The organism is Arcticibacter sp. (genome assembly GCF_053551015.1).
In genome coordinates, this window is record NZ_JBMQOB010000009.1 from 1 (window position 1) to 26988 (window position 26988).

The window sequence follows — 26988 nt, forward strand, 5'->3', positions numbered from 1 at the left end:
AGGCAAGTGCAGGTCCGTTTACACCTTATTCAGGTGCCTATATCGGCGGTGTCCACCTCTTCCCATTCCGAACAGAGAAGTTAAGCCCGCCAGAGCCGATGGTACTGCAGTAAAATGTGGGAGAGTAGGTCGGTGCCAAATTTTATAATCAGCCCGGTAGTTTCAGTACTACCGGGCTTTTTTGTGTGCCTATATCTGGCACTTTTTGTATTTTTGAACTATGGAGGAGAGCGTTGTGAAGTGGGAACTGCAGGGGCAGCATCTTTTACTTCTTCCGGAGAAGGCTATATTTTGGACAGAGCAGCATGCACTCATTGTATCTGATCTGCACATCGGAAAGGTGGGACATTTCAGAAAAGCCGGAATTGCCATTCCACGGCTGATGGAGCAGGAAGAACTGGCTGTGTTATCCGACTTAATAGACCGGTATCAACCCTCTCAGCTCATCTTTCTCGGGGACCTTTTTCATAGCGAGCATAATAACGACTGGAATTGGCTGTCTCTCTGGGCAGAACTCTTTCCTAACATCACCATGATCCTGGTAAAAGGGAACCACGATATACTTCATCCCGATTATTATATAAACGCAGGTTTCCGGGTATATAACGAACTCGTAATGGCACCATTCAAGTTCACTCATGAACCGCAAGACGCCGATTGCAAGGGGGAGCTCTACTGTATCAGCGGCCATATACATCCCGCTGTTAAGCTCCGCGGTGCGGGACGACAGTCGACCGTGCTCTCTTGTTTCTATTTTAAGCGCGATCAGGCCATTCTGCCCGCCTTTGGGAAGTTCACCGGTAAATACTGCCTGCAGGCGGACGACAGCGTGGATATATTCGGAGTGCTCGGAAACAAAGTCCTTCAGTTAAGTACTTAGATTGTTTCTAAATTAGGCAAATAGGCCCTTTATTAACTAAATACGTTATATTATTGTTCTAGTATTAAATACTTTTGCACTTCTATATACAAATTCAAGAAAGGAAAATGGGCAGTTTAAGTAAAGGTTTCTCCTCGACCCTGGGGCGGAAGTTAATAATGGGATTGACAGGTTTATTTCTTAGCCTGTTTCTCGTGATCCACCTGATTGGTAATCTCCAGCTTTTTAATGATGATGGAGGAAAGGCGTTCAATGAATATTCGTATTTCATGACTCACTTCCTGCCAATCAAGATCGTGTCGTATGTCTTGTATCTTTCAATCATACTACACGCCGTATATGCGCTCATTATTACTGCGCGGAATAAGAAAGCAAGACCTGTTGGGTATGCTCAATATAACGGAGCTGCTAACAGCACCTGGAGTTCAAGGAACATGGGAATCTTAGGTACGGTTATCCTGGTTTTCATTGTGATCCACATGAAGACATTTTGGTGGGAGTACCATAATGGAGAACTTCCTTATGTTCAGTATGAGACAAACCTGCAGAACCCAGACGTAGTTCGTGTGACGCAGCTGCCTTTTGAAGGCCATGACTTAGCACATACGAAATTTGTTGATGTACAGAATCAGACAGAAGTCGTAGTGGCTAAAGATCTTTATCTGGTGGTACAGGAAGCTTTTCAGCAGGAGTGGTACGTAATCCTTTACGTTATCTCCATGATTGTTCTTGGATTCCATCTTTACCATGGCTTTCAGAGTGGTTTCCAGACACTCGGCTTTGATCACGTGAAGTATAAGCCTATCATCGATTTTGTGGGACTATGGGTGTTTAGTGTCATTATTCCTGCGGTGTTTGCTCTAATGCCGATTTACATGTATTTCACTCATTAAGATGAATCCTTCCCTACCGGGATAAATATAATTTTGAAATGATATTAGATTCAAAAATACCTCAGGGTCCATTAGCTGAAAAGTGGACCAAGCATAAATTCAACCTGAAGCTGGTTAACCCGGCAAATAAAAGAAAGTACACAGTTATCGTAGTAGGTACAGGTCTGGCGGGTGCGTCAGCTGCTGCTACTTTAGCCGAACTGGGATATAACGTAAAAGCGTTTTGTTTCCAGGATAGCCCCCGTCGTGCACACTCTATTGCTGCACAGGGCGGGATCAACGCTGCTAAAAACTATCAGAATGATGGTGACAGCGTTTATCGTTTATTTTATGATACCATTAAAGGTGGGGACTACAGAGCACGTGAGGCGAACGTTCATCGTTTAGCAGAAGAATCTGTCAACATCATCGATCAGTGCGTTGCACAGGGCGTGCCTTTTGCACGTGAGTACGGTGGTTTGCTGGATAACCGTTCTTTCGGTGGTGCGCAGGTATCCCGGACATTCTATGCGAGGGGACAAACGGGACAGCAGCTGCTATTGGGTGCGTTCTCTGCTTTAAACCGTCAGATCAATGCTGGGAAAGTGGAGATGTATAACCGTCATGAGATGCTTGATCTGGTAACTGTTGATGGCAAAGCCAAGGGTATCATCACCCGTGATCTCTTAACCGGAAAGATCGAGTCTTTCGCAGGTCATGCAGTATTGCTTTGTACAGGTGGTTACGGTAACGTATTTTATCTTTCAACCAACGCGATGGGAAGTAATACCACCGCGATCTGGAGAGCATATAAGAAGGGAGCTTTATTCGCTAACCCATGCTATACGCAGATTCACCCTACCTGTATTCCGGTGACCGGCGATCATCAGTCGAAATTGACGCTGATGTCTGAGTCGCTCCGTAATGACGGACGTGTATGGGTTCCGAAGACGCAGGAAATGGCGGAGCGTGTTCGTAAAGGACAGCTGAAGCCACAGGATATAAAAGAAGAGGATCGCGATTACTTCCTGGAGAGAAAGTATCCATCTTTCGGAAACCTGGTTCCACGCGATGTGGCATCACGTAATGCTAAAGAGGCGTGTGATGACGGCCGTGGTGTAGGGTCAACAGGTAAGTCTGTTTATCTTGATTTCGGTGAAGCTATACAGCGTTTGGGTAAACAGGCGGTCGAGGCCAAATACGGTAACCTCTTCGATATGTATTACCAGATCACTAACGAGAACCCTTATGAGATGCCGATGCGTATTTATCCGGCTGTGCATTATACAATGGGTGGTCTATGGGTCGATTATAATCTGATGACTACTATCCCTGGTCTTTATGCACTGGGTGAGTGTAACTTCTCAGACCATGGCGCGAACAGATTGGGAGCCTCTGCACTGATGCAGGGACTTGCCGACGGTTATTTCGTTATTCCTTACACTTTAGGTGATTATCTGGCTACTACAGGACCGGCTCCTGTAGATACATCGCATCCTGCGTTTGCAGAGGCGAAGAAAAAAGTTGAAGAACAGATCAATACGTTCTTGTCAATGAAGGGTACCAAGACTCTCGATGAGTATCACCGGGATTTAGGTCTGATCATGTGGGAGTACTGCGGTATGGCTCGTAACGAAGAAGGACTGAAGAAAGCTAAGGCTTTAATTCAGGAACTGAAAGCTGACTTCTGGAAGAACGCAATTGTATTGGGAGAGAATGAAGAGATGAATATGTCTCTTGAGAAAGCGGGAAGAGTTGCCGACTTTATCGAACTGGGTGAGCTTATGGTTGATGACGCTTTAAACCGTAAAGAGTCTTGCGGTGGCCACTTCAGAGAAGAGAGTCAGACAGAAGAAGGAGAGGCAAAACGTGATGACGAAAACTTTGCGTACGTAGGCGCCTGGGAATTCAGAGGTGATAATGTCCCTGCTGAATTACACAAAGAGGAGCTTGTATTTGAAAACGTAAAGCTGACCCAACGTAGTTATAAATAGTTTAAAGAAATCTAGAGAAGCCATGAGCGGAAACATGAATTTAACCCTTAAGGTCTGGAGACAGAAAAGTGCTACAGAGAAGGGCAAATTTGTAACATATAAAGCAGATGATATATCCCCGGATATGTCGTTCCTGGAAATGCTCGACGTTGTAAATGAGCGTTTAGTTAAAAAGAAAGAGGATCCTATTCATTTTGATCACGATTGCCGCGAAGGTATCTGCGGAATGTGTTCACTGTATATTAACGGAAGACCTCACGGGCCTAAGCGGGCCATCACAACATGCCAGTTGCACATGCGTAGCTTTCATGATGGCGAGACGATTACGATTGAACCGTGGAGAGCTACTGCGTTTCCTGTGATTAAGGATCTTGCAGTTGATAGATCTGCATTTGACCGCATTCAACAAGCTGGTGGATACGTTTCAGTAAACACCGGCGGTGTACCTGATGCAAACGAGATCGCTATTCCCAAGGTTGTTGCTGATGAGGCCTTCAATTCGGCAACTTGTATTCAGTGCGGAGCTTGTGTAGCGGCGTGTAAAAATGCATCGGCTTCATTGTTCGTGTCGGCAAAAATTTCACAGCTCGCTTTATTGCCGCAGGGACAACCTGAGCGTTATCGCAGGGTTCAGGCGATGGTTGCCCAGATGGATGCAGAAGGTTTTGGTAACTGTACAAATACAGGAGCCTGCGAGATTGAATGTCCGAAGGAGATTTCTTTAACGAATATCAACAGAATGCGTCGCGATTTTTATAACGCTAAGTTTTTTAAAGAAGAAGAAATTAATTAATTATTTTTGTGCCACGAGGCAAGGAGATATTGTGAAAAAAGCCCAGTTGCGAAAGCACTGGGCTTTTTTATTTTATGGCAGACAGAAACTTAAGTTGAAACGTGTTGTTGTTTGTGAAATTTCAGATCACATACATGACCATAACATTTCACGGAGCTGCAGGTACTGTCACCGGTAGCAAACATCTAATAGAGCTCAATAATGGCACCCAGATACTTCTTGATTGTGGAATGTTCCAGGGCCTGGGCGAAGAAACAGAAGAACTAAACGGACATTTCGGTTTTAATCCTGCTAAGATTGACTACCTGATCCTATCCCACGCGCATATTGATCATTGCGGATTGATTCCCCGTATGGTTGCTGAAGGCTTTAAAGGGACCATCTTTTCTACTGCACCGACTATGGACCTGGCGCGGGTGCTTCTCAACGACTCTGCAGGAATTCAGGAAAGTGATGTTGCATATATCAACCGTAAAAGAGAGAAGAGGGGGCAAGCCCCTGTCAAGCCTCTTTATACAGAGGATGACGTGATGGAAGCTATGCGACTTTTTAAAATTGTTGAATACAATGAGGATTTTGAAATTGATCCAAGGATAACCTTGTGCTTCACCGATGCGGGGCACATTATCGGAAGCGCTGCAGTGCATCTTTCTATCCTGGAGGACGGGAAGTACAAGCAGGTGTCTTTCAGTGGCGACGTTGGTAGCTATGGTGACATGTTGCTTAAAAATCCACAGACATTCCCGCAGGCCGATTATATCATTCTGGAATCAACTTATGGAGATTCTTATCATAAAGATCTGGAGCCTATAGAACGTCAGCTCCAAGAGATTATTCATCAGACCTGTATTCTCAAGAACGGCAAAGTGATCATTCCGGCTTTTAGTGTCGGTAGAACACAGGAGTTGCTGTTTGCTCTGAATGCGCTCGAACTCAAAGGGATTTTGCCGGATGTAGCGTATTATGTGGACAGTCCTCTCTCTGAGAAGGCGACTATGGTTTTGAAAGATCATACAGAGGTATATAATAATCGTGTTCAGCAGATATTGAAATACGATGACGACGTGTTTCAATTCAAGGGATTGAAGTTTATCCAGTCTGTTGAAGAATCTGTATCCCTCAACGACGATCCTCGTCCCTGCGTTATCATATCCTCGTCGGGAATGGCAGAGGCCGGACGGGTGAAGCATCATATTAAGAACAGTCTTTCCAATGAGAAGAACACCATTTTGCTCGTGGGATATTGTGAGCCCAGATCGCTGGGAGGACAATTGATGGCGGGAAAGAAAGTCGTGCATATATTCGGTGATGAATATGATGTAAGATCAGAGGTAAAGGTGATCAGGTCAATGAGTGCCCATGGTGATGCGGATGACCTGCTGAAGTTTCTGTCCTGTCAGGATCCTGAACAGGTAAAGAAGATCTTCCTGGTACACGGCGAAGAGCATGTGCAGAAGATATTCAGAGGAAAGCTACAGGATGCAGGATTCGCGGACATTATGATCCCCGAGCAGCATCAAACTGTGGATATCTGAGTTACCAGAATCTGCAGTTGAAGCCTCCTTCTACAAGCCCCTTGAAAGCAGGTACGCTTAAAAAGCTAAAGGCTTTTGGCTGTTGAGGTTCGCTCTGCTTTGTCTGACTGAGTGCAAATAGCATTGCAAGAAGAGCGGGCACCAGTAGCATAATAAAAGGAGAGATAGTGTTTGATTTAGTTTTCATGTCTTTAATGCTTAACCAAATCAACACTATCTTTTTTACTAAGGGAAATTAATTAGACTAATGCCCTGAATTAATAGATGAACGGGCTATACGCCGTTTGAATTCCCCAGACTATTTACGATAAGTTCCGTTTGCAGGATACGTGTCTGGAATTCAGTAACCGGCTTCTTGCTCTCGATTAACTCGATGAGAAGTTGCATCGCCGCCTGACCCATCTCAAATGCGGGTTGCCTTACAGCTGTTATAGGCGGGTTAAAAAGATCGACGACGTTGGAATTGGTAAAGCCTGCAATCTTGATCTCCGAAAAATAATCAGGTGCCAGCTTTTTAATCGCGTGAAGGCATCCGGTGCTTAGCTTGTCTTGAGCAATGAAGATTGAATCAGGACGCTGATCCAGGGCCAATACTTCGTTCGTTGCCTCATCTATTTCTTCCTGATTAATCCCTCCGTGCCCACAAAACTTAACATATTTTTCGTCGAACGGGATGTTATTATCTATTAAAGCAGCCTTGTATCCCTCTAACCGCTCTCCGGTAACGGAGAGGTGTGCAGAACTGGTGAAGTGTGCGATGCGCTTATGACCAAGTTTGATAAGATAGTCCGTAGCATCGTAAGCACCCTTGAAGTTATCAGCGATCACCTTGTGTGTGTCGATTTCAGAAGTGATCCGATCGAAAAGAACGATGGGAAGACCTTTCTGATGAAGCTCTTTCAGATAGGAGACATCAGCACTCTCCGACGAAAGCGAGATCAGCAAACCGTCTACAGACCTGGATGCAAGGTGTTCCACATTCATCACCTCACGGTCAAAGCGCTCGTGACTTTGAGTAATGGTCACATTGTAACCCGCTGTATATGCCACAGACTCCATTCCGTTAATGGCCTGGGAGAAGAAATTGTTAGCGATTTCGCATACGACGATCCCGATGGAATAGCTCCTGCGTTCTTTGAGGCTGAGAGCAATGGGATTGGGGCGGTAGTTGATCTTTTCTGCATACTCAGTGACAATCTTTTTAGTCTCCTCACTGATCTCATAACCTCCGCGCAGTGCCCTCGAAACGGTCGATGTTGACAGTCCCAGTGCTTTAGCTATATCCTTAATTGTTACTGTATTAAATCTCATTTCTTACCCGATTAGGACGAAGATATTGTATGGAGCGAAGATACTTAATTAAATCGCTTCTTTGAGCTTGCAACAAAGATGATAATGAAGAGCTGCTTGGTCTATCTCTGGAGGATGACCGGGAACGTTTGCACAAAAATATGAGAAGCATGCCGGATTTTTGAAGTGGAGTGTTCTTATATTGCGCACAAATCCAATAAACTTAAAAATCAGACAGGCGTCACAGCTGCAGATCAGGTTCACATTTATTTATTCGAGTGTATCCACCTGCGTTTTGTTCCTGTCTTCTAGCCCAATAACCAACTTAAATTATGAAGAATAGCATTTTATGGATCCTTAGACTGCTGTGTGCAGGGGTGTTTTCCGTAGCAGATAGCTATGGTCAGAGCATCGCATTTCCGGGTGCCGAAGGCTTTGGTAAATTCACTACAGGCGGACGGGGAGGTAGAATTATTAAAGTTACGAATCTGCAAGATTCCGGAGAAGGATCACTGAGAAAAGCCATACAGGCGAAGGGTCCGAGGATCATATTGTTTGATGTATCAGGAAACATCTCGCTGGAGTCGCCGCTTGATGTCAACAACGGAGATGTCACCATCGCTGGCCAGTCTGCACCAGGCGAGGGTATTTGCATAAAGAACTACCCGGTAACTATCAAGAGTGATAATGTGATTGTCCGCTATCTGCGCTTCAGAATGGGAGACGAGAGGAACGTACAAGGTGATGCCCTTGGAGGAACAAAAGGGAATAATAACGTCATCATCGATCATTGTTCAATCAGCTGGGCTACTGACGAGTGCGCATCGTTTTATAACAATTCTGCTTTTACCCTTCAGTGGTGTATCATATCAGAAAGCTTGAACGCTTCTGTGCATGAGAAGGGACAACATGGCTATGGAGGGATCTGGGGTGGCAGAGGTGCATCGTTTCATCATAACCTGATAGCAAGTCACCATAGCCGAATGCCTCGCTTCAGCGGCTCCTCAACCACTCCGAATACGGAGATGGAGCTCGTTGATTTCAGGAATAACGTCATCTATAACTGGGAGATCAACAATATTTACGGAGGAGAGAAAGGGAAATACAACGTGGTAGGCAACTACTTCAAACCAGGTCCGGCCACACAAGCAAAAGTCAAAAACAGAATTCTAAACCCGTCAGAGCCCTATGGTAAGTTCTATGTTACCGGCAATGTAATGGAGAACAATAAGCAGATCTCTTCAGATAACTGGTCGGGTGGAGTACAGTGTACACAGCCCGACTCGGCTAAGGCGGCTACTGCATTCACTGCTCCTATGATGAAAGCTGTCAGTGCTGATGAAGCCTACGCTGCGGTACTTAGCGATGGGGGAGCCTCCCTATGCAGGGATGCGGTAGACAAACGTCTGATCGAAGAGATAAAACACGGGAAGAAGTATATGGGTAGCCGTAAGAATGGTATTATCGACTCACAAAAGGATGTGGGGGGATGGCCGGAGCTTAAGTCGGGCGCAGTATCCCCGGATTCAGACGGAGATGGTATTCCGGATAGTTGGGAAGTACGCAACAAACTGAATCCGGCAGATTCGAAGGATGGTAATGCCTGTACCTTGTCCAAAGAGTTCAGTAACGTGGAAGTATATTTAAACAGTTTAGTAGCAAAGCAATCATAAGTTCATCATGAGGAATATTTTTAAGTTCAGGTTATGGGTACTCACACTGGCATTCATGTCTTTTACATGGCCTGGCGAAAAAGCGATTACCGTATATCTTGTCGGTGATTCAACCATGTCGCAAAAGGCCATTAAAGCTTATCCCGAGGCGGGTTGGGGTATGCCCTTCTCCTTCTTTTTCAATCCAGAGGTGCGCGTTGATAACCGCGGGCAAAATGGGCGCAGCACCAAGTCTTTCCTGAAGGAGGGCCGCTGGTCTGCTGTAATGGACAGCATGAATGCCGGAGATTACGTGTTGATACAGTTTGGACATAATGATGAGATCCAAACAAAGAAGAATGCGACAACAGAGGTCGAATTCAGAACCAACCTGAAGCGATTCGTGTCTGAGACCAAAAGCAAGAAAGCTTTTCCTGTATTAATCACAGCAGTGGCAAGAAGGAAATTCGATGCTGCTGGAAAGCTGGAAGATACCCATGCAGTTTACTCGGAGATCATCAGGCAGGTTGCCAAAGAAACGAAAGTTCCCTTAATTGATCTTGACCGTAAGAGCCAGGCTCTCTTGACAGCTTTCGGACCTGAACAATCAAAATTCCTTTACAACCATCTGGAACCGGGCGAACATCCCAATTATCCGAATGGAGTTCAGGATGATACCCACTTCAACGAATTTGGAGCCAGGAAGATGGCTCAGCTTGTACTGGCAGAAATACGGGCGCTCAAGCTTGGATTAGCCGATCATATCGTTTCAAAAGATAAGTAGACCAACGTGATGAAGAGGATCATATTTACGCTTTGTTGGATCATTTGCTATCTCGGTGTAAGTGGCGCCGGTAAAAAGGCTGATTTCATTGTGGCCGCAGACGGAAGCGGCGACTTTAAAACCGTCCAGCAAGCGATAGACGCCGTACCGGACTTCCGCAAGAACACTACCGTGATATTCATTAAAAACGGTGTCTACAAGGAGAAACTGGTTCTTCCCGGATCGAAAACTAAGGTCAGGTTTGTTGGGGAGAGTGTCGAAAAGACCATCCTGACCTACGATGATTACAATGCCAAAAAGAACATTTTCGGTGAGGATATAGGTACTTCCGGTTCTTCAAGCTTCTTTATCTACGGGGATGAATTCTTCGCAGAAAACATCACTTTCCAGAATTCATCAGGTCCCGTCGGTCAGGCTGTAGCTGTATGGGTTGCAGGAGATAAGGTTCAGTTCAGAAACTGCCGCTTTCTCGGGTTTCAGGATACGCTATACACTTACGGATACAAGAGCAGGCAGTATTACAAAGACTGCTATATTGAAGGAACGGTCGACTTTATCTTTGGATCATCTACGGCGCTCTTCGAGAACTGTGATATTTTCTGTAAGACCGGAGGGTACATTACGGCTGCTTCAACTCACGACAGTACCAGATACGGGTATGTATTCAAAGATTGCCGCATCAAAGGAAGCGCCTCTGCCGGAAGCTTTTACCTCGGAAGGCCATGGCGGCCATATGCCAAGACGGTATTTATAAATTGCGAGATGAGTGAGGTCATCAAGCCTGCCGGATGGAACAACTGGGGAAAGGAATCAAATGAAAGAACCGCTTACTACGCGGAGTATAAAAATACCGGTAAGGGTTTTAAGCCGGGTCAACGCGTCGCCTGGTCACACCAGCTGACAGATGATGAAGTGAAAGAATACGAGATCGGGAAGATCTTCGATGGCTGGCTGCCTGAAAAGTAAAAAGGTCGGCACTGGCCGACCTTTTGATAAGGGAAAGATGCCCAAATGAACAATTACTCGTTCGCGGCTTTTCCCAGGGATGCAAGTATTCCGCCATCTACATACAGAATATGTCCGCTGACAAAGTCTGATGCTTTAGATGAAAGAAATATAGCGGCTCCCTGCAAATCATCTGTTTCTCCCCAACGAGCTGCCGGAGTACGACTGATGATAAAGTCATTAAAAGGGTGTCCGTCTACGCGGATTGGCGCAGTTTGTGAAGTTGCAAAGTAGCCCGGCCCAATACCATTAACCTGGATATTAAACGAAGCCCATTCAGTTGCCAGGTTTTTAGTAAACATCTTCAGACCACCTTTAGCGGCAGCATACGCACTTACAGTATTTCTGCCAACTTCGCTCATCATGGAGCACATGTTGATGATCTTACCTGAACGACGTTTGATCATGTGCTTTCCGATATGTTTCGCCATGATGAACGGACCAGTGAGATCAATCTTCAGTACCTGCTCCCAGTCTGCCACTTCCATGTCTACTACAGGAATCCGCTTGATGATTCCGGCATTATTGATCAGGATATCGATTGGACCTACCTCTGCTTCGATTTTATCGACATTGGCAATTACTGCAGCTTCGTCAGTTACATCGAAGAGGTATCCTTTAGCATCAATTCCGATCGCTTTATAATCGTTAATGGCCTGATCTAGTTTTTCTTGTGAGATATCATTGATAATGATTTGTGCGCCAGCATTTGCCAGGCCGACAGCCATAGACATGCCTAAGCCATGTGTAGCTCCCGTGACCAGGGCCCTTTTACCTGTAAGATCGAATAAAGAAAGAGACATTATAATTGAATTTATCGTGTGAAATGATATGTTAGCTGAAGTCCTGCAAGGTTGCAAAATATTGCGGTCTAAAAAATGATCTTAGTCATCAGCTGAGCTTTTTTATAGGATGTCGAATTGGCGTTCTTTAAAAATGCTTTTCTTTGTGCGGGTGTACTCATATTTCAAATAAGCCTTGAAGTAGTTAGTTAATTTGTGTATAAACAGTAGTTTTGCAGCACATTTTTATCTAAAAAGTAATGGGCAACAATTATTTATTTGATTTATCAGGCAAGACTGCTTTGGTAACAGGTTGCAACCGTGGCATTGGGAAAGCCATGGCTGAAGCGCTTGCAGAGGCAGGTGCAGATATCATCGGGGTATCGGCGACGCTTGAGCTTAGCGGAAGCGAAACAGAACAAGCTGTACGCGCACTTGGAAGAAATTTCAAGGCATATCAGTGCGATTTCAGCAACCGTAATGCCGTGAAAGACTTCTCTAAAAAGGTGTTAGAGGAGAACCCTGTGATCGACATCCTTGTGAATAATGCGGGCACGATCTTGAGACAACCTGCGGCTGAGCACTCTGATGAGTTCTGGGACAAGGTAATTGAGATAAATCTGAATAGCCAGTTTCTCATCAGCAGGGAAGTAGGCGCAAGAATGATTGAAAACGGATCCGGAAAGATCATTTTCACGGCTTCTTTGCTCACTTTCCAGGGCGGGATCAATGTTCCCGGTTATGCAGCCAGCAAAGGTGCTATAGGAAGCCTGATCAAAGCATTCTCGAATGAATGGGCAGGTAAAGGCATCAACGTAAATGGTATCGCTCCGGGATATATCTCAACCGATAACACAGAGGCGCTGAGGAATGATGAAGAACGGAGCAAATCCATACTCAGCAGAATTCCTGCTGGCAAATGGGGCGAACCGGAAGATTTTAAAGGACCTGTAGTATTCCTGGCGTCACAAGCGGCAGCATACGTACACGGAACAATCCTGACAGTCGACGGTGGCTGGATGGGACGATAAGTTTAAACTAATAATTCTGAATTATGATAATGAATCAACGGTATGCACAAGGACCTAAAGAAGTTGCTACTTTAGGTACTGCTGAACTTCGTGCGAACTTTTTGTTAGAAGACCTCATGCAGGCAGGTCAGTTCAATTTTACTTATTCTCATTATGACCGGGCGATCACCGGAAGTGTGGTTCCTGTGAATGAAGCGATGGAACTCCCGGTATACGAGAACCTGCGCGCCGATTACTTTCTTGAAAGACGTGAGTTAGGAATCATCAACGTTGGTGGAGATGGCAAAGTATCAGTTGACGGAACAGAGTATGAAGTGAACAGACTGGATGCCGTGTATGTTGGTAAGGGCTCTAAGTCTGTTGTTTTCTCCAGTGTTTCTGCAGAAAACCCTGCTAAATTCTTCCTTTACTCAGTTCCTGCTCATAAGGAATATCCGCATCAATTAGTAAAGAAAGAAAATGCGTTCCCAACAACTGTTGGAAGCAAAGACACCGCTAATGAGCGTACTATATACAAATATATCCACCTGGAAGGTGCAAGAAGCTGCCAGATGGTTATGGGACTTACCATCCTGAGTACAGGATCTGTGTGGAATACCATGCCGTCTCACGTACATGACCGCCGGATGGAATCTTATTTTTACTTTGATGTTCCTGAAGATCAGGTTGTATTCCACTTCATGGGTCAGCCTCAGGAAACACGCCACTTAGTGGTTCAGAATCATCAGGCGATCATTTCGCCGCCATGGTCGATCCACTCCGGAGGAGGTACCTCTAACTATGGTTTCATATGGGCAATGGCCGGCGAGAACCTGGTATATTCCGATATGGACGCCGTAGCGATCAAGGATCTCAGATAATAAGTCCATTCAAAATACTCTTAAAAAACGCCATCCGTACGGATGGCTTTTTTTTATTTCCGACAGAATTTACACCTTTCCACAGCGCTCGGCATTTTACCACTCATCATCCGGTAAGGAAACTGAATTTAAGGCCTTTGAGCGCACTAATTCGGCTGCTCCGGGATACCTTCCCCGGTATATAACGAAATGGTTACCTCCGATAACGTTTGCGTAAATTTATATTCCTATTTCATCTTTATTTTAGGCTAAAGTCTGTAATCTTGCTTCAATACTAATAAATCGTTTATACTAACCATATAAAGATTAGATAATTGTAGTAATGACTGAATGAGTTGAGGGATGACCTGATATCGCCGGAACGGAGACTCTATTCAGTACTTAAAAGGAAACATGAACAATACACACAAATTAAAAGCGGCAATTTTTGCCGTGGTTTTACAGTTCACTGGGTTTCAATCGTTTTCCCAGTCTGATTCTCCCTCCTGGCCGATTAGCGTGCTTCCAACTGTTGAAAGGCCCGTTTTTAAAGCAGACACATTTAACATCGTCAAATATGGAGCTGTAAGTGATGGCTTAACCCTGAACACCAGGAGTATTAACCAGGCGATCGATGCATGCAGCAAGAACGGCGGCGGAGTGGTGCTTGTGCCTACAGGACTTTGGTCTACCGGACCAGTTGAACTCAAAAGCAATGTGAACCTCCATCTTCAGGGTGGTGCTGTATTGAGCTTTACCAGAGATATGTCGCAGTACAAACTGGTTGAAACAAACTGGGAAGGTCTGGCTGCCGTAAGGAACCAGTCCCCTATTTCCGGTACCGGCCTGAACAATGTTGCCATTACAGGTAAAGGAGTAGTAGATGGAAACGGCGACGCCTGGAGAATGGTTAAAAAAGAGAAGCTGACAGCCAACCAGTGGGAAAAGTTAGTTGCCTCAGGTGGTGTGGTCGATCAGAAAGGTCGTATCTGGTATCCATCCGAAGGATCGCTGAAAGGATCGCAAGTGAAGAACGCGGGCGTTATAGCTCCAGGTAAGACTGTTAAAGATTATGAGGATATCAAAGACTTTCTGAGACCTAATTTATTGGTGATCAGTCAGAGCAAGAATATACTACTCGAAGGTGTAACCTTTCAAAACTCACCTGCATGGAACGTTCATCCGCTTATGTGTGAGAATATTACCATCAGCAACATCGTGGTACGGAATCCATGGTACGGACAGAATGGAGATGGTCTGGATTTAGAGTCCTGCAAGAATGTCGTGGTTGAAAACAGCGTATTTGATGTGGGCGATGACGGAATTTGTATCAAGTCAGGAAGAGATGAGCAGGGACGTAAACGCGCTATGCCAACAGAGAACGTTCTCGTTAAGAATTGCACCGTTTACCATGCACATGGAGGTTTTGTAGTGGGTAGTGAAATGTCAGGTGGCGCAAAGAACCTCTTTGTAACTGACTGTACATTTATTGGCACCGACATAGGCCTTCGATTCAAAACTACCCGTGGCAGGGGAGGTGTAGTTGAAAAGGTTTACATCAAGAATATCACAATGAAAGATATTCCGGGTGATGCCATCTTGTTTGATATGTACTATGCTGCGGTTGATCCTGTTCCATTGAAGGGCGAAGCACGCGAACTTCCCAAAGTTGTTGTGCTTCCGGTAACTGAAGAAACTCCTCAGTTTAAAGACATACACGTGAAAAACGTTGTGTGTGATGGTGCTGAAAGAGGCATCTTCGTAAGGGGCTTGCCGGAGATGAATATCCATGATATCTACCTGGAAGATGTAACGATTCAGGCAGACAAGGGAATTCAGACACAGGATGCAAAATCTATCTTCTTTAAAAACGTTAATGTAATTGTAAAGGACAGTAAGCCGGTAGTGGACATCGTCAACAGTAGCGCAATGACGTTTGACGGTCTTCGATATAATGAGGGAGCGGAGCTCCTATTTCAGATCAAGGGTGATAAGAGCTCTGGCATTACCGTACAGAATTCAAACCTGAAAAGCGCAAAGAACAGCGTCGAGTTTAGTTATGGAGCTTCTAAGAAAGCCCTTAAGATTAAATAACAACCTGGATGAAAAGATTAGCATCGATAATAGCTTTCGCAGTAGTATTCTGTTTCTTCGGACACGAGGTGAAAGCACAGTCGGCCCCACTCTCTGAACGCATGACGGCGACCGTGATGGACATATGGAGTGATTCATTATGGACAGGCAGACCGTTTAAATGGACCTACGATCAGGGCGTTGTTCTGGAGGGCGTATCAGCAGTATGGCAGCGTACGGCCGACAAACGTTACTTTGAATATATCAAGAAAAGCATGGACTTCTTTGTCGGTGATGATGGCAACATCCGCACCTATGACAAGAATTCGCATAATATCGACAATGTCAAGAACGGCCGGTCCCTGCTTCTGCTGTACAATGTTACCGGTCAGCAGAAGTATCTGAAGGCAGCGCAGCTCTTACGCCATCAGCTGGATCAACATCCCCGCACTAAAGAGGGGGGATTTTGGCATAAGAAGATTTATCCCAACCAAATGTGGCTGGATGGCCTCTATATGGCACAGCCGTTCTATGCTGAGTATTCAGCAATCACCAACGACACGAAAGCCTTTGATGATATCACCAATCAGTTCGTGTATATGGAAAATCATTCCAGAGATGCTAAAACTGGTTTACTCTACCATGGATGGGATGAATCCAAAGAACAAAAGTGGGCAGATAAGACAAGCGGACGCTCGCCTCACGTATGGGCAAGAGCGATGGGTTGGTACGGTATGGCCCTGGTCGATGCTCTCGAGTATTTCCCCGCAGAACATGCCGGTAGAAAGAAGCTGATCGACATTCTGAACCGCTATGCGGAAGCTGTGTCGAAAGTGCAACAGCCATCGGGTCTTTGGTACGACATTATCGATGTGCCCAATGGCAAGGGTAACTACTTTGAATCATCCGCAGCCAGCATGTTTGTCTATTCTCTTGCAAAGGGCGTGAGACAAGGATATCTTCCTCAGCGTTACCTTGCAGTAGCGAAGAAAGCCTTTGAGGGAATGAAGAAGGAGTTTGTAGAGGAAGTCAATGGGGATAAGATCAACCTCAAAGGTACGGTATCTGTATCCGGCCTTGGTGGGAAGCCATACCGCGATGGAAGCTTTGAGTACTACATGAGCGAAAAGGTGATCACGAATGATCCTAAGGGAGTAGGTTCCTTCATCAGCGCGGCCAATGAAATGGAAATAGCTGCTTTGGCAAAGGCAGGCGCTGGAAAGACTGTTACCCTCGACTATTATTTCAATAACGAACGCAAGAAGGATGCCCTGGGTAGGGAAGTCAGACATCATTATACCTGGGAAGATCAGAGTAACGGAGGTTTCTGGTTCTGGAAAAACGCCTTCAACTTTGAAGGAGCTAAAACAGGTCGCCTGGAAGTAGCGCCGTCCGCTACTAATCTGAAGCACTCCTCTGTCTATATCATTGTCGATCCAGACACAGAGAAGGAGGCAGCGTACCCAAATTTCGTATCTGACAAGGATGTTACAGCCATATCGAGCTGGGTTAAAGCAGGTGGTGTGCTTGTCCTGATGTCAAATGACGTGGGCAACTGCGAGTTCAAGAACTTCAACAAGCTGGCTCAGGCCTTCGGTATTACCTTCAATGAAGATCAGAAGAATACGGTTACAGGCAAGCAGTTTGAAATGGCTGCAGTAATGGTCCCCGCCGGGAATCCCATTTTCAGAACCGCGAAAAAGCTTTATATTAAGGAGTTAAGTACACTGAAGTTATCTGGTACTGCCAGGCCTGTCATCACACATAAAGGAGACGTAGTCATTGCCACTGCTAAAGTGGGCAAAGGAACGGTCTTCGCCATTGGTGATCCCTGGCTGTATAATGAATATGTAGATGGCCGTAAGTTGCCGGCTGACTTTGATAACTTTGCCGCGGCGAAGGATTTGTCAAAATGGCTCCTGCAACAAGCAGTAACTAAATAGAACATGCACTCCTTAGGGAGTTTAATATATCGAGAACATGAAACAGTTTTTAGACGAAAATTTTTTATTAACCAATCGTACTGCTGAGCGCCTTTATCATGAATATGCTAAAGAGATGCCTATTATAGATTACCATAATCACCTGATCCCGGAGCAAATTGCTAATGACGTCAGCTTTGAAAACCTTACCCAGGTATGGTTATACGGCGACCATTACAAATGGCGTGCAATGCGCACCAACGGTGTGAATGAAGATTATATTACCGGTGGTAAAAGCGATTTTGAGAAGTTCGAAAAGTGGGCTGAAACGGTTCCTTACACCATGAGAAACCCTCTTTATCACTGGACTCACCTCGAGTTGCGCCGTTATTTCGACGTCAATGATATCTTATCAGGTAGCACTGCAAAAAAGGTTTATGATGCTTGTAACGCGAAGCTTGTCACACCGGAATTTTCGGTACGTGGTCTCCTGAGCAGGATGAACGTAGAGGCTGTCTGCACTACAGACGACCCGATCGATTCTCTTGAGCATCATCAAAAGATTGCAGCTGAAGGCATCGCTCTTCAGGTGAGACCAACTTTCCGCCCTGATAAAGCAATGGCTGCAGATGACGTAGCTGGCTTGAACGACTATATCGCAAAGGTGGAGCAGGTAACTAACCTGAGCATCTCCGACTTCGATACTTATCTGAAAGCGCTGAAGCTTAGACACGACTACTTCGATCAGAATGGTTGCCGCGTTTCAGATCATGGATTGGAGCAGATCTATGCTGAAGATTATACCGATGAGGAGATCAGCAAAATTTTCCTTAAAATAAGAAACAACGAGACAATCACTGAGTCAGAAGTCCTGAAGTTCAAGTCTGCGATGCTGGTACACTTTGCAAAGTGGGATCATGAAAAAGGATGGGTTCAGCAGTTCCACTTAGGTGCACTTAGAAACAACAACCGTCGTATGCTTTCTATCCTCGGACCAGACACCGGATGGGATTCTATTGGCGACTTCAGCCAGGGAAGACAATTGTCTAAATTCCTGAATGGTCTTGATACAAGCGATCAGCTTGCCAAAACAGTGATCTACAACCTGAACCCTGCCGACAATGAACTGATTGCTACCATGATTGGTAACTTCAACGACGGGTCTGTTGCCGGAAAGGTACAGTTTGGCTCTGGATGGTGGTTCCTCGATCAAAAGGATGGCATGATCAAGCAAATGAATGCGCTTTCTAACATGGGACTGATCAGCCGCTTTATCGGAATGCTAACCGATTCAAGAAGCTTCCTTTCTTATCCACGTCACGAGTATTTCAGAAGAATTCTGTGTAATCTGTTTGGCGAGGAAGTAGAGAACGGTGAGTTGCCAAATGACATTGAGTGGATCGGAAAAGTTGTTAAAGATATTTGTTATTACAACGCTAAAAACTATATAAGCTGGTGATAAGTAAGGTATTGTGCTTTGGAGAGTTGTTATTGAGGGTGTCCCCTTCTTCTGGAGAAGAGGCTGATAAACACCCGTTTTTACTGTATGTTGGAGGAGCGGAAGCCAATACGGCTACCGCTTTGGCAGGCTGGAACATTCCAGTCAAGTATTGTACAGTCTTGCCCGACAATTTCATGTCAAAGTACGTGACAGATTATCTCGAGTATAAAGGTATCTATACATCTTCGGTCATCCTGGGTGGAGACCGCATCGGGGTATATTACCTCGACAGAGGAGCCGATCTCAAAAGCAGTGTCGTGTACGATCGCGAACATTCTTCTTTTGCAAATCTAAAGAGAGGTGTAATTGACTGGGATAAAGTCCTTCGGGATGTGTCATGGTTCAATTTCACAGCCATCAGTCCCGCATTAAATGCCAACGTAGCCGATGTATGTCTGGAGGCACTTGAAGCAGCTTCCCGGAAGAACATCCGGATATCAGTAGATCTGAACTACCGTTCACGCTTGTGGAAGTATGGTAAAGAGCCTATAGAAGTGATGCCTCAGTTGGTTGAATATTGTGACGTTGTCATGGGAAATATATGGTCTGCCAACAGTTTGCTTGGCACATCTATTGATGAAAATATCCATGAGAAAGGCACTAAACAAGCCTATCTGGATCATGCAAAAAGCACCTCCCTGGAGATCATGGATCGTTTCCCTAAATGCAAGAGCGTGGCGAATACATTCCGCTTCGACAGTAATAAAAAAGATCTTCTGTACTATACCACGCTCTACACCAATGGAGAGCAGTATAACTCCCCGGAATATAAAACGGTGGGCGTCGTAGACAGATCAGGAAGCGGAGATTGTTTCATGGGCGGTCTGATCTACGGATCTTACCTGCAACATGATCCCCAGGAAACACTAAATTATGCCACTGCGGCAGCCTTCGGCAAGCTTCAGGAACAGGGTGATGCAACAGGTCAGGATATCCTGCGGGTATCAAAAATTAATAAAGAAAGTCAAAAAGATTAGTCATTTTAAAGATAGAACAGAATATGCAATTAAATAAAAAAGTCTACAGCGGGTATGTTAACCGCCCCGAAAAAGTACTTCAGTTTGGAGAAGGTAACTTCCTGCGTTGTTTCGTAGACTGGATGTTTCACGAGTTAAACAAGAAGGCAGATTTCAACGGATCTGTGATCGCTGTTCAGCCTATCGACAAAGGAATGGTGGATATGTTGAACGAGCAGGATGGTCTGTATACTTTATACCTGAGAGGTCTAAAGAACGGAAAGCCTGAAAGCATTCATGAAACTATCGATGTAATCAGCCGTGGTATCAACCCATATACCGATTTCCAGGAATATCTGAAAACAGCTGAACTTCCTGAAATGCGTTATATTATTTCAAACACTACAGAAGCAGGTATTGCGTATGATGAGCAGGACGAAGCTACTTCTACTCCTCCGAACTCATACCCGGCAAAGCTGGCTGTATGGTTGAAACACAGATTTGAGACTTTTGGCGGCGATCAGGAAAAAGGCGTGCATGTTATTCCATGCGAGCTTATTGAAAAGAACGCTGATAACCTGAAACGCATTCTTGTTCAACTGGCACAGAAATGGAACTTCGGTACAGACTTTATCAACTGGTTAGAATCTGCATGTACTTTCAGCAATACGCTGGTTGACCGCATCGTTCCTGGATATCCAAGAGAGCGTATCGCTGAGATCACAGAAGAGCTGGGCTATGAAGACAAACAGGTAGTAGAAGGAGAACACTTCCACCTATGGGTAATTGAAGCACCTGAGTCTCTTCAGAAAGAACTTCCTTTCCCATCAATCGGTCTGGATGTCCTTTATGTAAAAGACATCACTCCATATCGCACACGTAAAGTGAGAATCTTAAACGGTGCTCATACTACCCTTGTTCCTGTTGCTTATCTGTACGGAATTGATACCGTAAGAGAAGCAGTAGAACATCCGGTTGTAGGTAAGTTCATCAAAGAAGCGATTTTCGACGAAATTATCCCTACGCTTGATCTTTCAAAAGAAGAGCTTGAGAAATTTGCCGGCGAGGTAATCGACAGGTTCAGAAATCCTTACATCAAGCATTTGCTGATGAGTATTTCCCTGAACTCCTTCCCTAAATTCGAAACACGCGTACTTCCATCTGTACTGGAATATATCAAGAGAAAAGGCGAAGTTCCACAGAAACTGGCTTTCTCTCTGGCTGCAACCATCGCGTTCTACAGAGGTAAGAGGGGAGAGGAAGAAATTTCTCTTAACGATGACGCTGCTGTTATCGTATTGCTTAAAAATGCTTGGGCTAAATACGACGGAACTGATGAGTCAATCGAAGATGTTGTAAGAGAAGTATTGGGATACGAGAAGAACTGGAAATTAGATTTGAACTCAGTAGAAGGCCTGACTAAATCAGTTACCGCGCATCTGGTGAATATCACTAAGAACGGTATGGAAAAGGCAATAGAAACGGTATAATAAGGTAAGGGCACATTATGAAAGAACTAATTAAGATACATTCCCGCGATAATGTTGTTATCGCTTTAAGGAATTTCAGCAAAGGAGAGACAATAGAGGTAGAAGGCACAACTATCACGCTGCTCAATGACATCGAAAGAGGGCATAAGATAGCGATCGTTGACATTCCTGAAGGAGGAGACGTCTTGAAATACGGCTACCCGATCGGAAAAGCTACAGCTGCTATTCAGACAGGAGAGCACGTTCACGTTCAGAATGTAAGAACAAAGCTGGGTGAGGTATTTGATTATTCCTATAACCCTACACTGCACGAATTAGCTCACCCGCAGCGTAACATGACTTTTGATGGTTACAGACGCAAGAATGGTGATGTTGGGATCCGTAACGAAATCTGGATCGTTCCAACCGTTGGTTGTGTGAACGGTATCGCCGAGCAGATCATCCGCGAATTCAAAGCGGAAGTGAACCCGACAGATATTGAAGGTATCGAAGTGTTTAAACATAGCTACGGCTGTTCCCAGTTAGGCGACGACCACGAGAATACTCGTGCCATCCTGTCTGACATCGCTTTGCACCCAAATGCGGGCGGGGTACTTGTACTCGGCTTAGGCTGCGAGAACAACCGCATTGACGAATTTGAAACAGGTCTTGGAGATTATGACAAGAGCCGCATTAAATTCCTTTCCAGCCAGAAAGTGGGTGATGAGGTAGAAGCTGCGATTGAACTGCTTAAAGAGATCTACGAGCAAGTACGTCAGGACAGAAGAGAGCCGATCCCTATTTCAGAACTTAAAGTTGGATTGAAGTGCGGAGGATCAGACGGTCTTTCAGGTATCACTGCCAATCCACTGGTAGGATACTTCTCCGACTTCCTGATCAGCCAAGGCGGAACAACCATCCTGACCGAAGTTCCTGAGATGTTCGGTGCAGAAACCATCCTGATGGACCGTTGTGTGAACCAGAGTGTTTTCGAGAAAACTGTTCACCTGATCAACGATTTCAAACAATACTTCATCGATCAGAAACAGCCTATTTACGAGAACCCTTCACCAGGTAACAAGGCTGGAGGTATATCCACACTGGAAGACAAGTCACTCGGCTGTACCCAAAAAGGTGGTATTGCAAACGTAGTAGACGTATTGAAATATGGTGAGCGTCTAAAAGAAAAAGGACTGAACCTGCTGAGTGCTCCTGGTAATGACCTGGTTGCTACTACAGCATTAGGTGCTTCCGGATGTCATATCGTACTGTTCACAACAGGTCGCGGTACACCATTCGGTAGCTTCATCCCTACACTGAAGATCGCTACTAACTCCGATCTGGCATCCAGAAAACCACACTGGATTGACTACAATGCCGGACCGCTTGCAGAAGATAAAACTTTTGATGAAGCGCTTGAAGAGTTCGTAGATAAGATCGTTCGTGTTGCGAGTGGCGAAAAAGCACATCATGAGAAGTCTGGCTTCCGCGAAATCGCTATTTTCAAAACCGGCGTAACGCTATAAGCAACAGGTATATATAAACAAAGAAGCCCGACTCATTGAGCCGGGCTTCTTTGTTTATATACGTTTGAGACCTGATTAGTCTTTTCTTACTTTGATAACCAGTTTCTTGATGACGCCCTCGCCGATCATTGGCGCATGAACATCCTCAGGGAAGAAGATAGCAAACTGACCTGCTTTCAACTCGAAATACATACCCGGCTCATCATTGAAAAAGATCACATCTTTTTCTGCATTGTATGGATCTTTCGGATCAGTACACTGGCTGCGTGTGCTCCAGCCCATTTTCTCTCTTTCTGAGATACATACCTGGATATCGATGAAGTTGTTGTGCGCTTCAAACTTAGCAGCCTCAACAGCTACACCTTCCTTAGCTGACACTGCAGCATGCAGGTCTGCTCCGTCAATCTGGAACTTGCTTACTTCCAGGGCATCAAGATCCTGAGATTTCAGGAATTCAAAAGCCTTTTCAAAACGAGGGTGAACGCTGTAGTATTTCGCTGCGTTCTCTAATGAATCTATGATCATATAAATTGGTGTTTAAACGAAAAATCCGCCGTTAACTAAATTAAGGCGGATTTTTCTATTGTTGATTAATCTTATCTCTGTACGCGGCCTGAAGCATCACCCTTCATCAAGGTGCTAACTTCCGACAAAGTAGCGTGGTTAAGGTCACCAGGGATGGTGTGTTTCAAGGCAGAAGCCGCAACACCAAACTCAGCAGCTTCACCCATTGGTAAGCCAGTTACTAATCCGTAGATGAAACCACTTGCGAAAGAGTCACCGCTACCTACGCGGTCAACGATACGAACTTCGTATTGTTTAGTGTGGTAGAATTCGTTTCCGTCATATACCAATGCAGACCATCCGTTATCAGAAGCACTGTGGCTTTCGCGAAGGGTAGATGCGATATATTTGAAACCGAATTTCTCTTTCATCTGCTGAAATACATCTTTGTATCCGTCCAGGTTCAATTCACCTTTTGTGATATCTGTTCCAGCGCTCTTGAAGCCTAAAGTAGTCTCAGCATCTTCTTCGTTTCCGATGCAAACATCTACATACTGGCAAAGCTCAGTCATTACTTCTTTCGCTTTTTCTTTGCTCCAAAGTTTTTTACGGTAGTTCAGGTCGATACTCGTAGTAACTCCTCTTTCTTTAGCAGCTTTTAAGGCAGCAAGAGTCAAAGCAGCAGCCTTGTCGCTCAACGCAGGAGTTATACCAGTAGTGTGGAACCAGTCAGCACCTTCGAAAATAGCATCGAAATCCAATTCAGAAGCATCAAGCTCTGCGATTGAAGCGTCAGCGCGATCGTAGATAACCTGAGACGCACGTGCAGATGCACCAGTTTCAAGGAAATAGATACCTAATCTTTTACCACCACGAGCGATATATTTAGTATCAACACCGTAACGACGGATATGATTGATAGCAGCCTGTCCTAATGCGTTATCAGGTACCTTGCTCACGAAAACACCATTAAGACCATAGTTTGACACAGCCACAGCTACGTTTGCCTCACCACCGCCATAAGTAACATCGAAAGAATCACTTTGAACAAAACGTTCAAATCCTGGAGTGGAAAGACGCATCATGATCTCTCCTAGGGTTACAACTTTTTTTGACATCTTAATACTGTAAATTAATATTATAAAGGTTTGATAATAGAATGACCAAAAATACTTTAATAAAGTCAGACCGTACCCACCTTTCGAGCTTCTTTTATGAAAATATTACGCAATCGTTTCCGACCCTACTGAAAAGATTAAAGAATTGTATTTTTTACGAACTATTCAACAGAACGTCCATTTTGTTGAAGAAAGTGCAAAATTTAGGCCGATTATAATATATGATCCTTGTCATCTTTAAAATAAACGTAGCATAAAATTTATACATTTATGCTAAATATATTTCCTAGAAAATTTAAAAAAATGAGCAAGAAAGAAGAAGTTTTAAAAGTAATTCCAGAGCAAGGAATTTTACCACTTTATTTCAACAAAGACGCACAGGTAAGTATCGATTTACTAAAAGCATTATATAGCGCTGGTATCAGGGCAGTAGAATATACAAACCGTGGTGAGGCAGCATTAGAGAACTTCAAGAAGATGCGCGAAGTAATCGACGCTGAAATGCCAGGCATGTACCTGGGTGTTGGTACCATTAAAGATGCGGCTTCAGCGCAGGCTTTCATCGATGCAGGTGCAGATTACATCATCAGCCCGGGATTGGTTGACGACGTAGCAGAGGTATCTGACAAAAACGGTATGCTTTGGGTACCTGGTTGTATGACTCCTACAGAGATCATCAAGGCTGAGAAAATGGGTGCTAAGTTTGTTAAACTTTTCCCTGGAAATATCTTAGGTCCTTCATTCCTGTCAGGAATTAAAGAATTGTTCCCTAACTTGTTGTTCATGCCTACAGGTGGTGTAGACCTGGGCCGCGACAATATCCAGGGCTGGTTCAAAGCTGGTGTTTGTGCAGTAGGTATGGGAAGCAAGCTCGTTACCAAAGACATCATGGAAAATAAAAAATATGATGAGCTGGTTACGCTAACCAAAGAAGTAATGGAAACAATCAAGTCTGTTCGATAAGCAGACAACCAATAAACACTAAATTAAACTAAATGGGTACTCAGAAAGTAAGTAATTACAGATGGACGATTTGTTCTATGCTGTTTTTTGCTACCACAATTAACTATCTGGACAGACAGGTCCTTTCTCTAACGTGGAAAGACTTCATCGTTCCGGAGTTCCATTGGACGAATAACGATTACGGAAACATAACCGCACTATTCTCCATCTTTTATGCAGTAAGTATGTTGTTCGCCGGTCGCTTTGTCGATTGGATGGACACGAAGAAAGGTTTCCTTTGGGCTATCGGAATATGGTCTCTCGGAGCTTGTCTGCACGCTTATTGTGGAATTGCAACCTCAGGTATCCTCACAGGAAACTGGTTCGTTGGTTTTGAAGGTGCAAAGGAAGCGATCTCCATGGTTGATGACACAGCAATGGTTGTCAGCACCAGTGTTACTTTATTCATCTTTGCCCGTTTCGTTTTGGCAGTTGGAGAGGCCGGGAACTTCCCCGCAGCTATCAAAGCTACTGCGGAGTACTTTCCAAAGAAAGACAGAGCGCTTTCGACCAGCATCTTCAATGCCGGTGCTACTGTTGGTGCACTAGCTGCTCCGATCACGATCCCTTTTATCGCTAAAGCATGGGGATGGGAGATGTCGTTTATCATCATCGGAGCTCTGGGCTTCGTATGGATGGGAGGATGGATATTCCTGTATAAGAAACCGGAACTCAATCCAAGAGTTAATGCGGAAGAGCTTGCGTACATTCAGCAGGACATTGAAGTAAGCACAGTTACGCTTGCTGACCCTGCCGAAGAAGCCGCCAGGAAGATCTCTTTCAAGGATTGCTTCAAATACAAGCAGACATGGGCATTTGCCTTCGGTAAATTCATGACTGACGGAGTATGGTGGTTCTTCCTGTTCTGGACGCCGGCTTATCTGAGCTCTGTGTACGGAATGGATACAACCGAAAGTGCACTTCCTCTTTTCGTGCTGTACATGATCACCCTGCTTTCGATTATCGGAGGATGGCTTCCATCTTACTTTGTTGACAAGAAGGGAATGAATCCATATGACGGACGAATGAGAGCGATGTTGATCTTCGCGTTTTTCCCTCTGCTTGCATTGCTTGCACAGCCTTTAGGCCAGGTTACTTACTGGGTGCCTGTTATCATCATTGGTATCGCGGGTGCGGCTCACCAGGCATGGTCTGCCAATATTTTCTCCACAGTTGGTGATATGTTCCCTAAAAAGGCGATCGCAACCATCACTGGTATTGGTGGTATGGCGGGTGGTATCGGATCATTCATCATCAATAAAGGCTCTGGTGTTCTTTTTGATCATGCGGGTCAAACCCAGATGGTTTTCATGGGCTTTAAAGGAGAGGAAGCCGGATATTTCATTATCTTTTCGATCTGTGCCGTATCCTATCTGATCGGATGGGCCGTGATGAAGTCTCTGGTTCCTGTTTATAAGCCGATCACCGATCTGTAATAACAGTAAATCACAAGTCGTCAA

The 26988-nt window shown here is 44.8% G+C and carries 23 protein-coding genes and 1 rRNA gene; 19 read left to right on the plus strand and 5 right to left on the minus strand.

The window, feature by feature from the left end; translation table 11 throughout:
• Window positions 1–29 precede the first annotated feature (29 nt).
• The 6 genes from rrf to ACO1NU_RS05515 all read left to right on the plus strand — a co-directional run bounded on the left by rrf (window position 30) and on the right by ACO1NU_RS05515 (window position 6074).
• Window positions 30–141, plus strand: a 5S ribosomal RNA gene (gene rrf, locus ACO1NU_RS05490).
• A gap of 79 nt (window positions 142–220) precedes the next feature.
• Window positions 221–880, plus strand: coding sequence for a ligase-associated DNA damage response endonuclease PdeM (pdeM, locus tag ACO1NU_RS05495; protein ID WP_448817463.1), 660 nt, complete (start codon window positions 221–223; stop codon window positions 878–880).
• Window positions 881–987: 107 nt separating this feature from the next.
• Window positions 988–1773: a succinate dehydrogenase cytochrome b subunit gene (locus ACO1NU_RS05500; RefSeq protein WP_448817464.1), complete on the plus strand. Its 786-nt coding sequence runs from the start codon at window positions 988–990 to the stop codon at window positions 1771–1773.
• 38 nt (window positions 1774–1811) lie between these two features.
• Window positions 1812–3746, plus strand: coding sequence for a fumarate reductase/succinate dehydrogenase flavoprotein subunit (locus ACO1NU_RS05505; protein WP_448817465.1), 1935 nt, complete (start codon window positions 1812–1814; stop codon window positions 3744–3746).
• 22 nt (window positions 3747–3768) lie between these two features.
• Window positions 3769–4539, plus strand: a complete 771-nt coding sequence (locus tag ACO1NU_RS05510) for a succinate dehydrogenase/fumarate reductase iron-sulfur subunit (RefSeq protein ID WP_448817466.1) — start codon at window positions 3769–3771, stop codon at window positions 4537–4539.
• 134 nt (window positions 4540–4673) lie between these two features.
• On the plus strand, window positions 4674–6074 hold the full coding sequence (locus tag ACO1NU_RS05515) for an MBL fold metallo-hydrolase RNA specificity domain-containing protein (protein ID WP_448817467.1): 1401 nt from the start codon (window positions 4674–4676) through the stop codon (window positions 6072–6074).
• A 1-nt stretch (window position 6075) separates the two neighbouring features.
• Here ACO1NU_RS05515 and ACO1NU_RS05520 read toward each other — a convergent pair whose 3' ends face one another.
• Both ACO1NU_RS05520 and ACO1NU_RS05525 read right to left on the minus strand, forming a co-directional pair.
• Window positions 6076–6261 carry a hypothetical protein gene (locus ACO1NU_RS05520; protein WP_448817468.1) on the minus strand — a complete coding sequence of 62 codons (186 nt, stop codon included), beginning with the start codon at window positions 6259–6261 and terminating at the stop codon, window positions 6076–6078.
• Window positions 6262–6347: 86 nt separating this feature from the next.
• Window positions 6348–7385, minus strand: coding sequence for a LacI family DNA-binding transcriptional regulator (locus ACO1NU_RS05525; RefSeq protein WP_448817469.1), 1038 nt, complete (start codon window positions 7383–7385; stop codon window positions 6348–6350).
• A 311-nt stretch (window positions 7386–7696) separates the two neighbouring features.
• Here ACO1NU_RS05525 and ACO1NU_RS05530 point away from each other — a divergent pair, with 311 nt between their 5' ends.
• From ACO1NU_RS05530 to ACO1NU_RS05540, 3 genes are read left to right on the plus strand one after another with little or no spacing between them, the layout of a single operon-like run.
• Window positions 7697–9037: a pectate lyase gene (locus ACO1NU_RS05530; protein WP_448817470.1), complete on the plus strand. Its 1341-nt coding sequence runs from the start codon at window positions 7697–7699 to the stop codon at window positions 9035–9037.
• 7 nt (window positions 9038–9044) lie between these two features.
• A complete protein-coding gene (locus ACO1NU_RS05535; protein ID WP_448817471.1) occupies window positions 9045–9800 on the plus strand; it encodes a rhamnogalacturonan acetylesterase in 756 nt (251 codons plus the stop codon).
• Window positions 9801–9809: 9 nt separating this feature from the next.
• A complete protein-coding gene (locus tag ACO1NU_RS05540; RefSeq protein ID WP_448817472.1) occupies window positions 9810–10766 on the plus strand; it encodes a pectinesterase family protein in 957 nt (318 codons plus the stop codon).
• A 53-nt stretch (window positions 10767–10819) separates the two neighbouring features.
• On the opposite strand, the gene ACO1NU_RS05545 is transcribed toward ACO1NU_RS05540, so the two are convergent.
• The gene (locus tag ACO1NU_RS05545; protein ID WP_448817473.1) at window positions 10820–11608 is read right to left on the minus strand and encodes a gluconate 5-dehydrogenase; all 789 of its coding nucleotides are present in this window, start codon (window positions 11606–11608) and stop codon (window positions 10820–10822) included.
• Window positions 11609–11847: 239 nt separating this feature from the next.
• On the opposite strand from ACO1NU_RS05545, the gene ACO1NU_RS05550 reads away from it, so the two are divergent.
• The 8 genes from ACO1NU_RS05550 to ACO1NU_RS05585 all read left to right on the plus strand — a co-directional run bounded on the left by ACO1NU_RS05550 (window position 11848) and on the right by ACO1NU_RS05585 (window position 22904).
• Complete coding sequence (locus tag ACO1NU_RS05550) at window positions 11848–12618, plus strand: SDR family oxidoreductase (protein ID WP_448817474.1); 771 nt, start codon at window positions 11848–11850, stop codon at window positions 12616–12618.
• Between the two features lie 29 nt (window positions 12619–12647).
• Complete coding sequence (gene kduI, locus ACO1NU_RS05555) at window positions 12648–13478, plus strand: 5-dehydro-4-deoxy-D-glucuronate isomerase (protein WP_448817475.1); 831 nt, start codon at window positions 12648–12650, stop codon at window positions 13476–13478.
• Between the two features lie 393 nt (window positions 13479–13871).
• Window positions 13872–15551: a glycoside hydrolase family 28 protein gene (locus tag ACO1NU_RS05560; RefSeq protein ID WP_448817476.1), complete on the plus strand. Its 1680-nt coding sequence runs from the start codon at window positions 13872–13874 to the stop codon at window positions 15549–15551.
• Between the two features lie 8 nt (window positions 15552–15559).
• Window positions 15560–17473, plus strand: coding sequence for a glycoside hydrolase family 88 protein (locus ACO1NU_RS05565; RefSeq protein ID WP_448817477.1), 1914 nt, complete (start codon window positions 15560–15562; stop codon window positions 17471–17473).
• 37 nt (window positions 17474–17510) lie between these two features.
• Window positions 17511–18911 (plus strand): glucuronate isomerase, encoded by a 1401-nt coding sequence (gene uxaC / locus ACO1NU_RS05570; RefSeq protein WP_448817478.1) that lies wholly within the window; start codon window positions 17511–17513, stop codon window positions 18909–18911.
• On the plus strand, window positions 18908–19930 hold the full coding sequence (locus ACO1NU_RS05575) for a sugar kinase (protein WP_448817479.1): 1023 nt from the start codon (window positions 18908–18910) through the stop codon (window positions 19928–19930). Before uxaC ends, ACO1NU_RS05575 begins: the two co-directional genes overlap by 4 nt.
• Window positions 19931–19953: 23 nt before the next feature.
• The gene (locus tag ACO1NU_RS05580; RefSeq protein WP_448817480.1) at window positions 19954–21399 is read left to right on the plus strand and encodes a tagaturonate reductase; all 1446 of its coding nucleotides are present in this window, start codon (window positions 19954–19956) and stop codon (window positions 21397–21399) included.
• Between the two features lie 17 nt (window positions 21400–21416).
• Window positions 21417–22904: a UxaA family hydrolase gene (locus ACO1NU_RS05585; RefSeq protein WP_448817481.1), complete on the plus strand. Its 1488-nt coding sequence runs from the start codon at window positions 21417–21419 to the stop codon at window positions 22902–22904.
• Window positions 22905–22979: 75 nt separating this feature from the next.
• Here ACO1NU_RS05585 and ACO1NU_RS05590 read toward each other — a convergent pair whose 3' ends face one another.
• The gene (locus ACO1NU_RS05590) at window positions 22980–23429 is read right to left on the minus strand and encodes a YhcH/YjgK/YiaL family protein (RefSeq protein ID WP_448817482.1); all 450 of its coding nucleotides are present in this window, start codon (window positions 23427–23429) and stop codon (window positions 22980–22982) included.
• A gap of 71 nt (window positions 23430–23500) precedes the next feature.
• On the minus strand, window positions 23501–24526 hold the full coding sequence (locus ACO1NU_RS05595) for a PfkB family carbohydrate kinase (protein WP_448817483.1): 1026 nt from the start codon (window positions 24524–24526) through the stop codon (window positions 23501–23503).
• Between the two features lie 303 nt (window positions 24527–24829).
• Here ACO1NU_RS05595 and ACO1NU_RS05600 point away from each other — a divergent pair, with 303 nt between their 5' ends.
• Together ACO1NU_RS05600 and ACO1NU_RS05605 are read left to right on the plus strand one after the other, a co-directional pair.
• Window positions 24830–25489 (plus strand): bifunctional 4-hydroxy-2-oxoglutarate aldolase/2-dehydro-3-deoxy-phosphogluconate aldolase, encoded by a 660-nt coding sequence (locus ACO1NU_RS05600; RefSeq protein WP_448817484.1) that lies wholly within the window; start codon window positions 24830–24832, stop codon window positions 25487–25489.
• A 32-nt stretch (window positions 25490–25521) separates the two neighbouring features.
• Window positions 25522–26964: an MFS transporter gene (locus ACO1NU_RS05605; protein WP_448817485.1), complete on the plus strand. Its 1443-nt coding sequence runs from the start codon at window positions 25522–25524 to the stop codon at window positions 26962–26964.
• The last annotated feature ends 24 nt before the right edge of the window (window positions 26965–26988 follow it).

What these genes read in the sequence shown, in the direction of transcription:
- ACO1NU_RS05535 (WP_448817471.1), top strand. Translation starts at nt 9,045, where the DNA reads ATGAGGAATATTTTTAAGTTCAGGTTATGGGTACTCACACTGGCATTC.
- ACO1NU_RS05590 (WP_448817482.1), bottom strand. Translation starts at nt 23,429, where the DNA reads ATGATCATAGATTCATTAGAGAACGCAGCGAAATACTACAGCGTTCAC.
- ACO1NU_RS05540 (WP_448817472.1), top strand. Translation starts at nt 9,810, where the DNA reads ATGAAGAGGATCATATTTACGCTTTGTTGGATCATTTGCTATCTCGGT.
- pdeM (WP_448817463.1), top strand. Translation starts at nt 221, where the DNA reads ATGGAGGAGAGCGTTGTGAAGTGGGAACTGCAGGGGCAGCATCTTTTA.
- ACO1NU_RS05600 (WP_448817484.1), top strand. Translation starts at nt 24,830, where the DNA reads ATGAGCAAGAAAGAAGAAGTTTTAAAAGTAATTCCAGAGCAAGGAATT.
- kduI (WP_448817475.1), top strand. Translation starts at nt 12,648, where the DNA reads ATGAATCAACGGTATGCACAAGGACCTAAAGAAGTTGCTACTTTAGGT.
- ACO1NU_RS05500 (WP_448817464.1), top strand. Translation starts at nt 988, where the DNA reads ATGGGCAGTTTAAGTAAAGGTTTCTCCTCGACCCTGGGGCGGAAGTTA.
- ACO1NU_RS05515 (WP_448817467.1), top strand. Translation starts at nt 4,674, where the DNA reads ATGACCATAACATTTCACGGAGCTGCAGGTACTGTCACCGGTAGCAAA.
- ACO1NU_RS05565 (WP_448817477.1), top strand. Translation starts at nt 15,560, where the DNA reads ATGAAAAGATTAGCATCGATAATAGCTTTCGCAGTAGTATTCTGTTTC.
- ACO1NU_RS05530 (WP_448817470.1), top strand. Translation starts at nt 7,697, where the DNA reads ATGAAGAATAGCATTTTATGGATCCTTAGACTGCTGTGTGCAGGGGTG.
- ACO1NU_RS05560 (WP_448817476.1), top strand. Translation starts at nt 13,872, where the DNA reads ATGAACAATACACACAAATTAAAAGCGGCAATTTTTGCCGTGGTTTTA.
- ACO1NU_RS05585 (WP_448817481.1), top strand. Translation starts at nt 21,417, where the DNA reads ATGAAAGAACTAATTAAGATACATTCCCGCGATAATGTTGTTATCGCT.
- uxaC (WP_448817478.1), top strand. Translation starts at nt 17,511, where the DNA reads ATGAAACAGTTTTTAGACGAAAATTTTTTATTAACCAATCGTACTGCT.
- ACO1NU_RS05580 (WP_448817480.1), top strand. Translation starts at nt 19,954, where the DNA reads ATGCAATTAAATAAAAAAGTCTACAGCGGGTATGTTAACCGCCCCGAA.
- ACO1NU_RS05525 (WP_448817469.1), bottom strand. Translation starts at nt 7,385, where the DNA reads ATGAGATTTAATACAGTAACAATTAAGGATATAGCTAAAGCACTGGGA.
- ACO1NU_RS05545 (WP_448817473.1), bottom strand. Translation starts at nt 11,608, where the DNA reads ATGTCTCTTTCTTTATTCGATCTTACAGGTAAAAGGGCCCTGGTCACG.
- ACO1NU_RS05595 (WP_448817483.1), bottom strand. Translation starts at nt 24,526, where the DNA reads ATGTCAAAAAAAGTTGTAACCCTAGGAGAGATCATGATGCGTCTTTCC.
- ACO1NU_RS05510 (WP_448817466.1), top strand. Translation starts at nt 3,769, where the DNA reads ATGAGCGGAAACATGAATTTAACCCTTAAGGTCTGGAGACAGAAAAGT.
- ACO1NU_RS05605 (WP_448817485.1), top strand. Translation starts at nt 25,522, where the DNA reads ATGGGTACTCAGAAAGTAAGTAATTACAGATGGACGATTTGTTCTATG.
- ACO1NU_RS05505 (WP_448817465.1), top strand. Translation starts at nt 1,812, where the DNA reads ATGATATTAGATTCAAAAATACCTCAGGGTCCATTAGCTGAAAAGTGG.
- ACO1NU_RS05520 (WP_448817468.1), bottom strand. Translation starts at nt 6,261, where the DNA reads ATGAAAACTAAATCAAACACTATCTCTCCTTTTATTATGCTACTGGTG.
- ACO1NU_RS05550 (WP_448817474.1), top strand. Translation starts at nt 11,848, where the DNA reads ATGGGCAACAATTATTTATTTGATTTATCAGGCAAGACTGCTTTGGTA.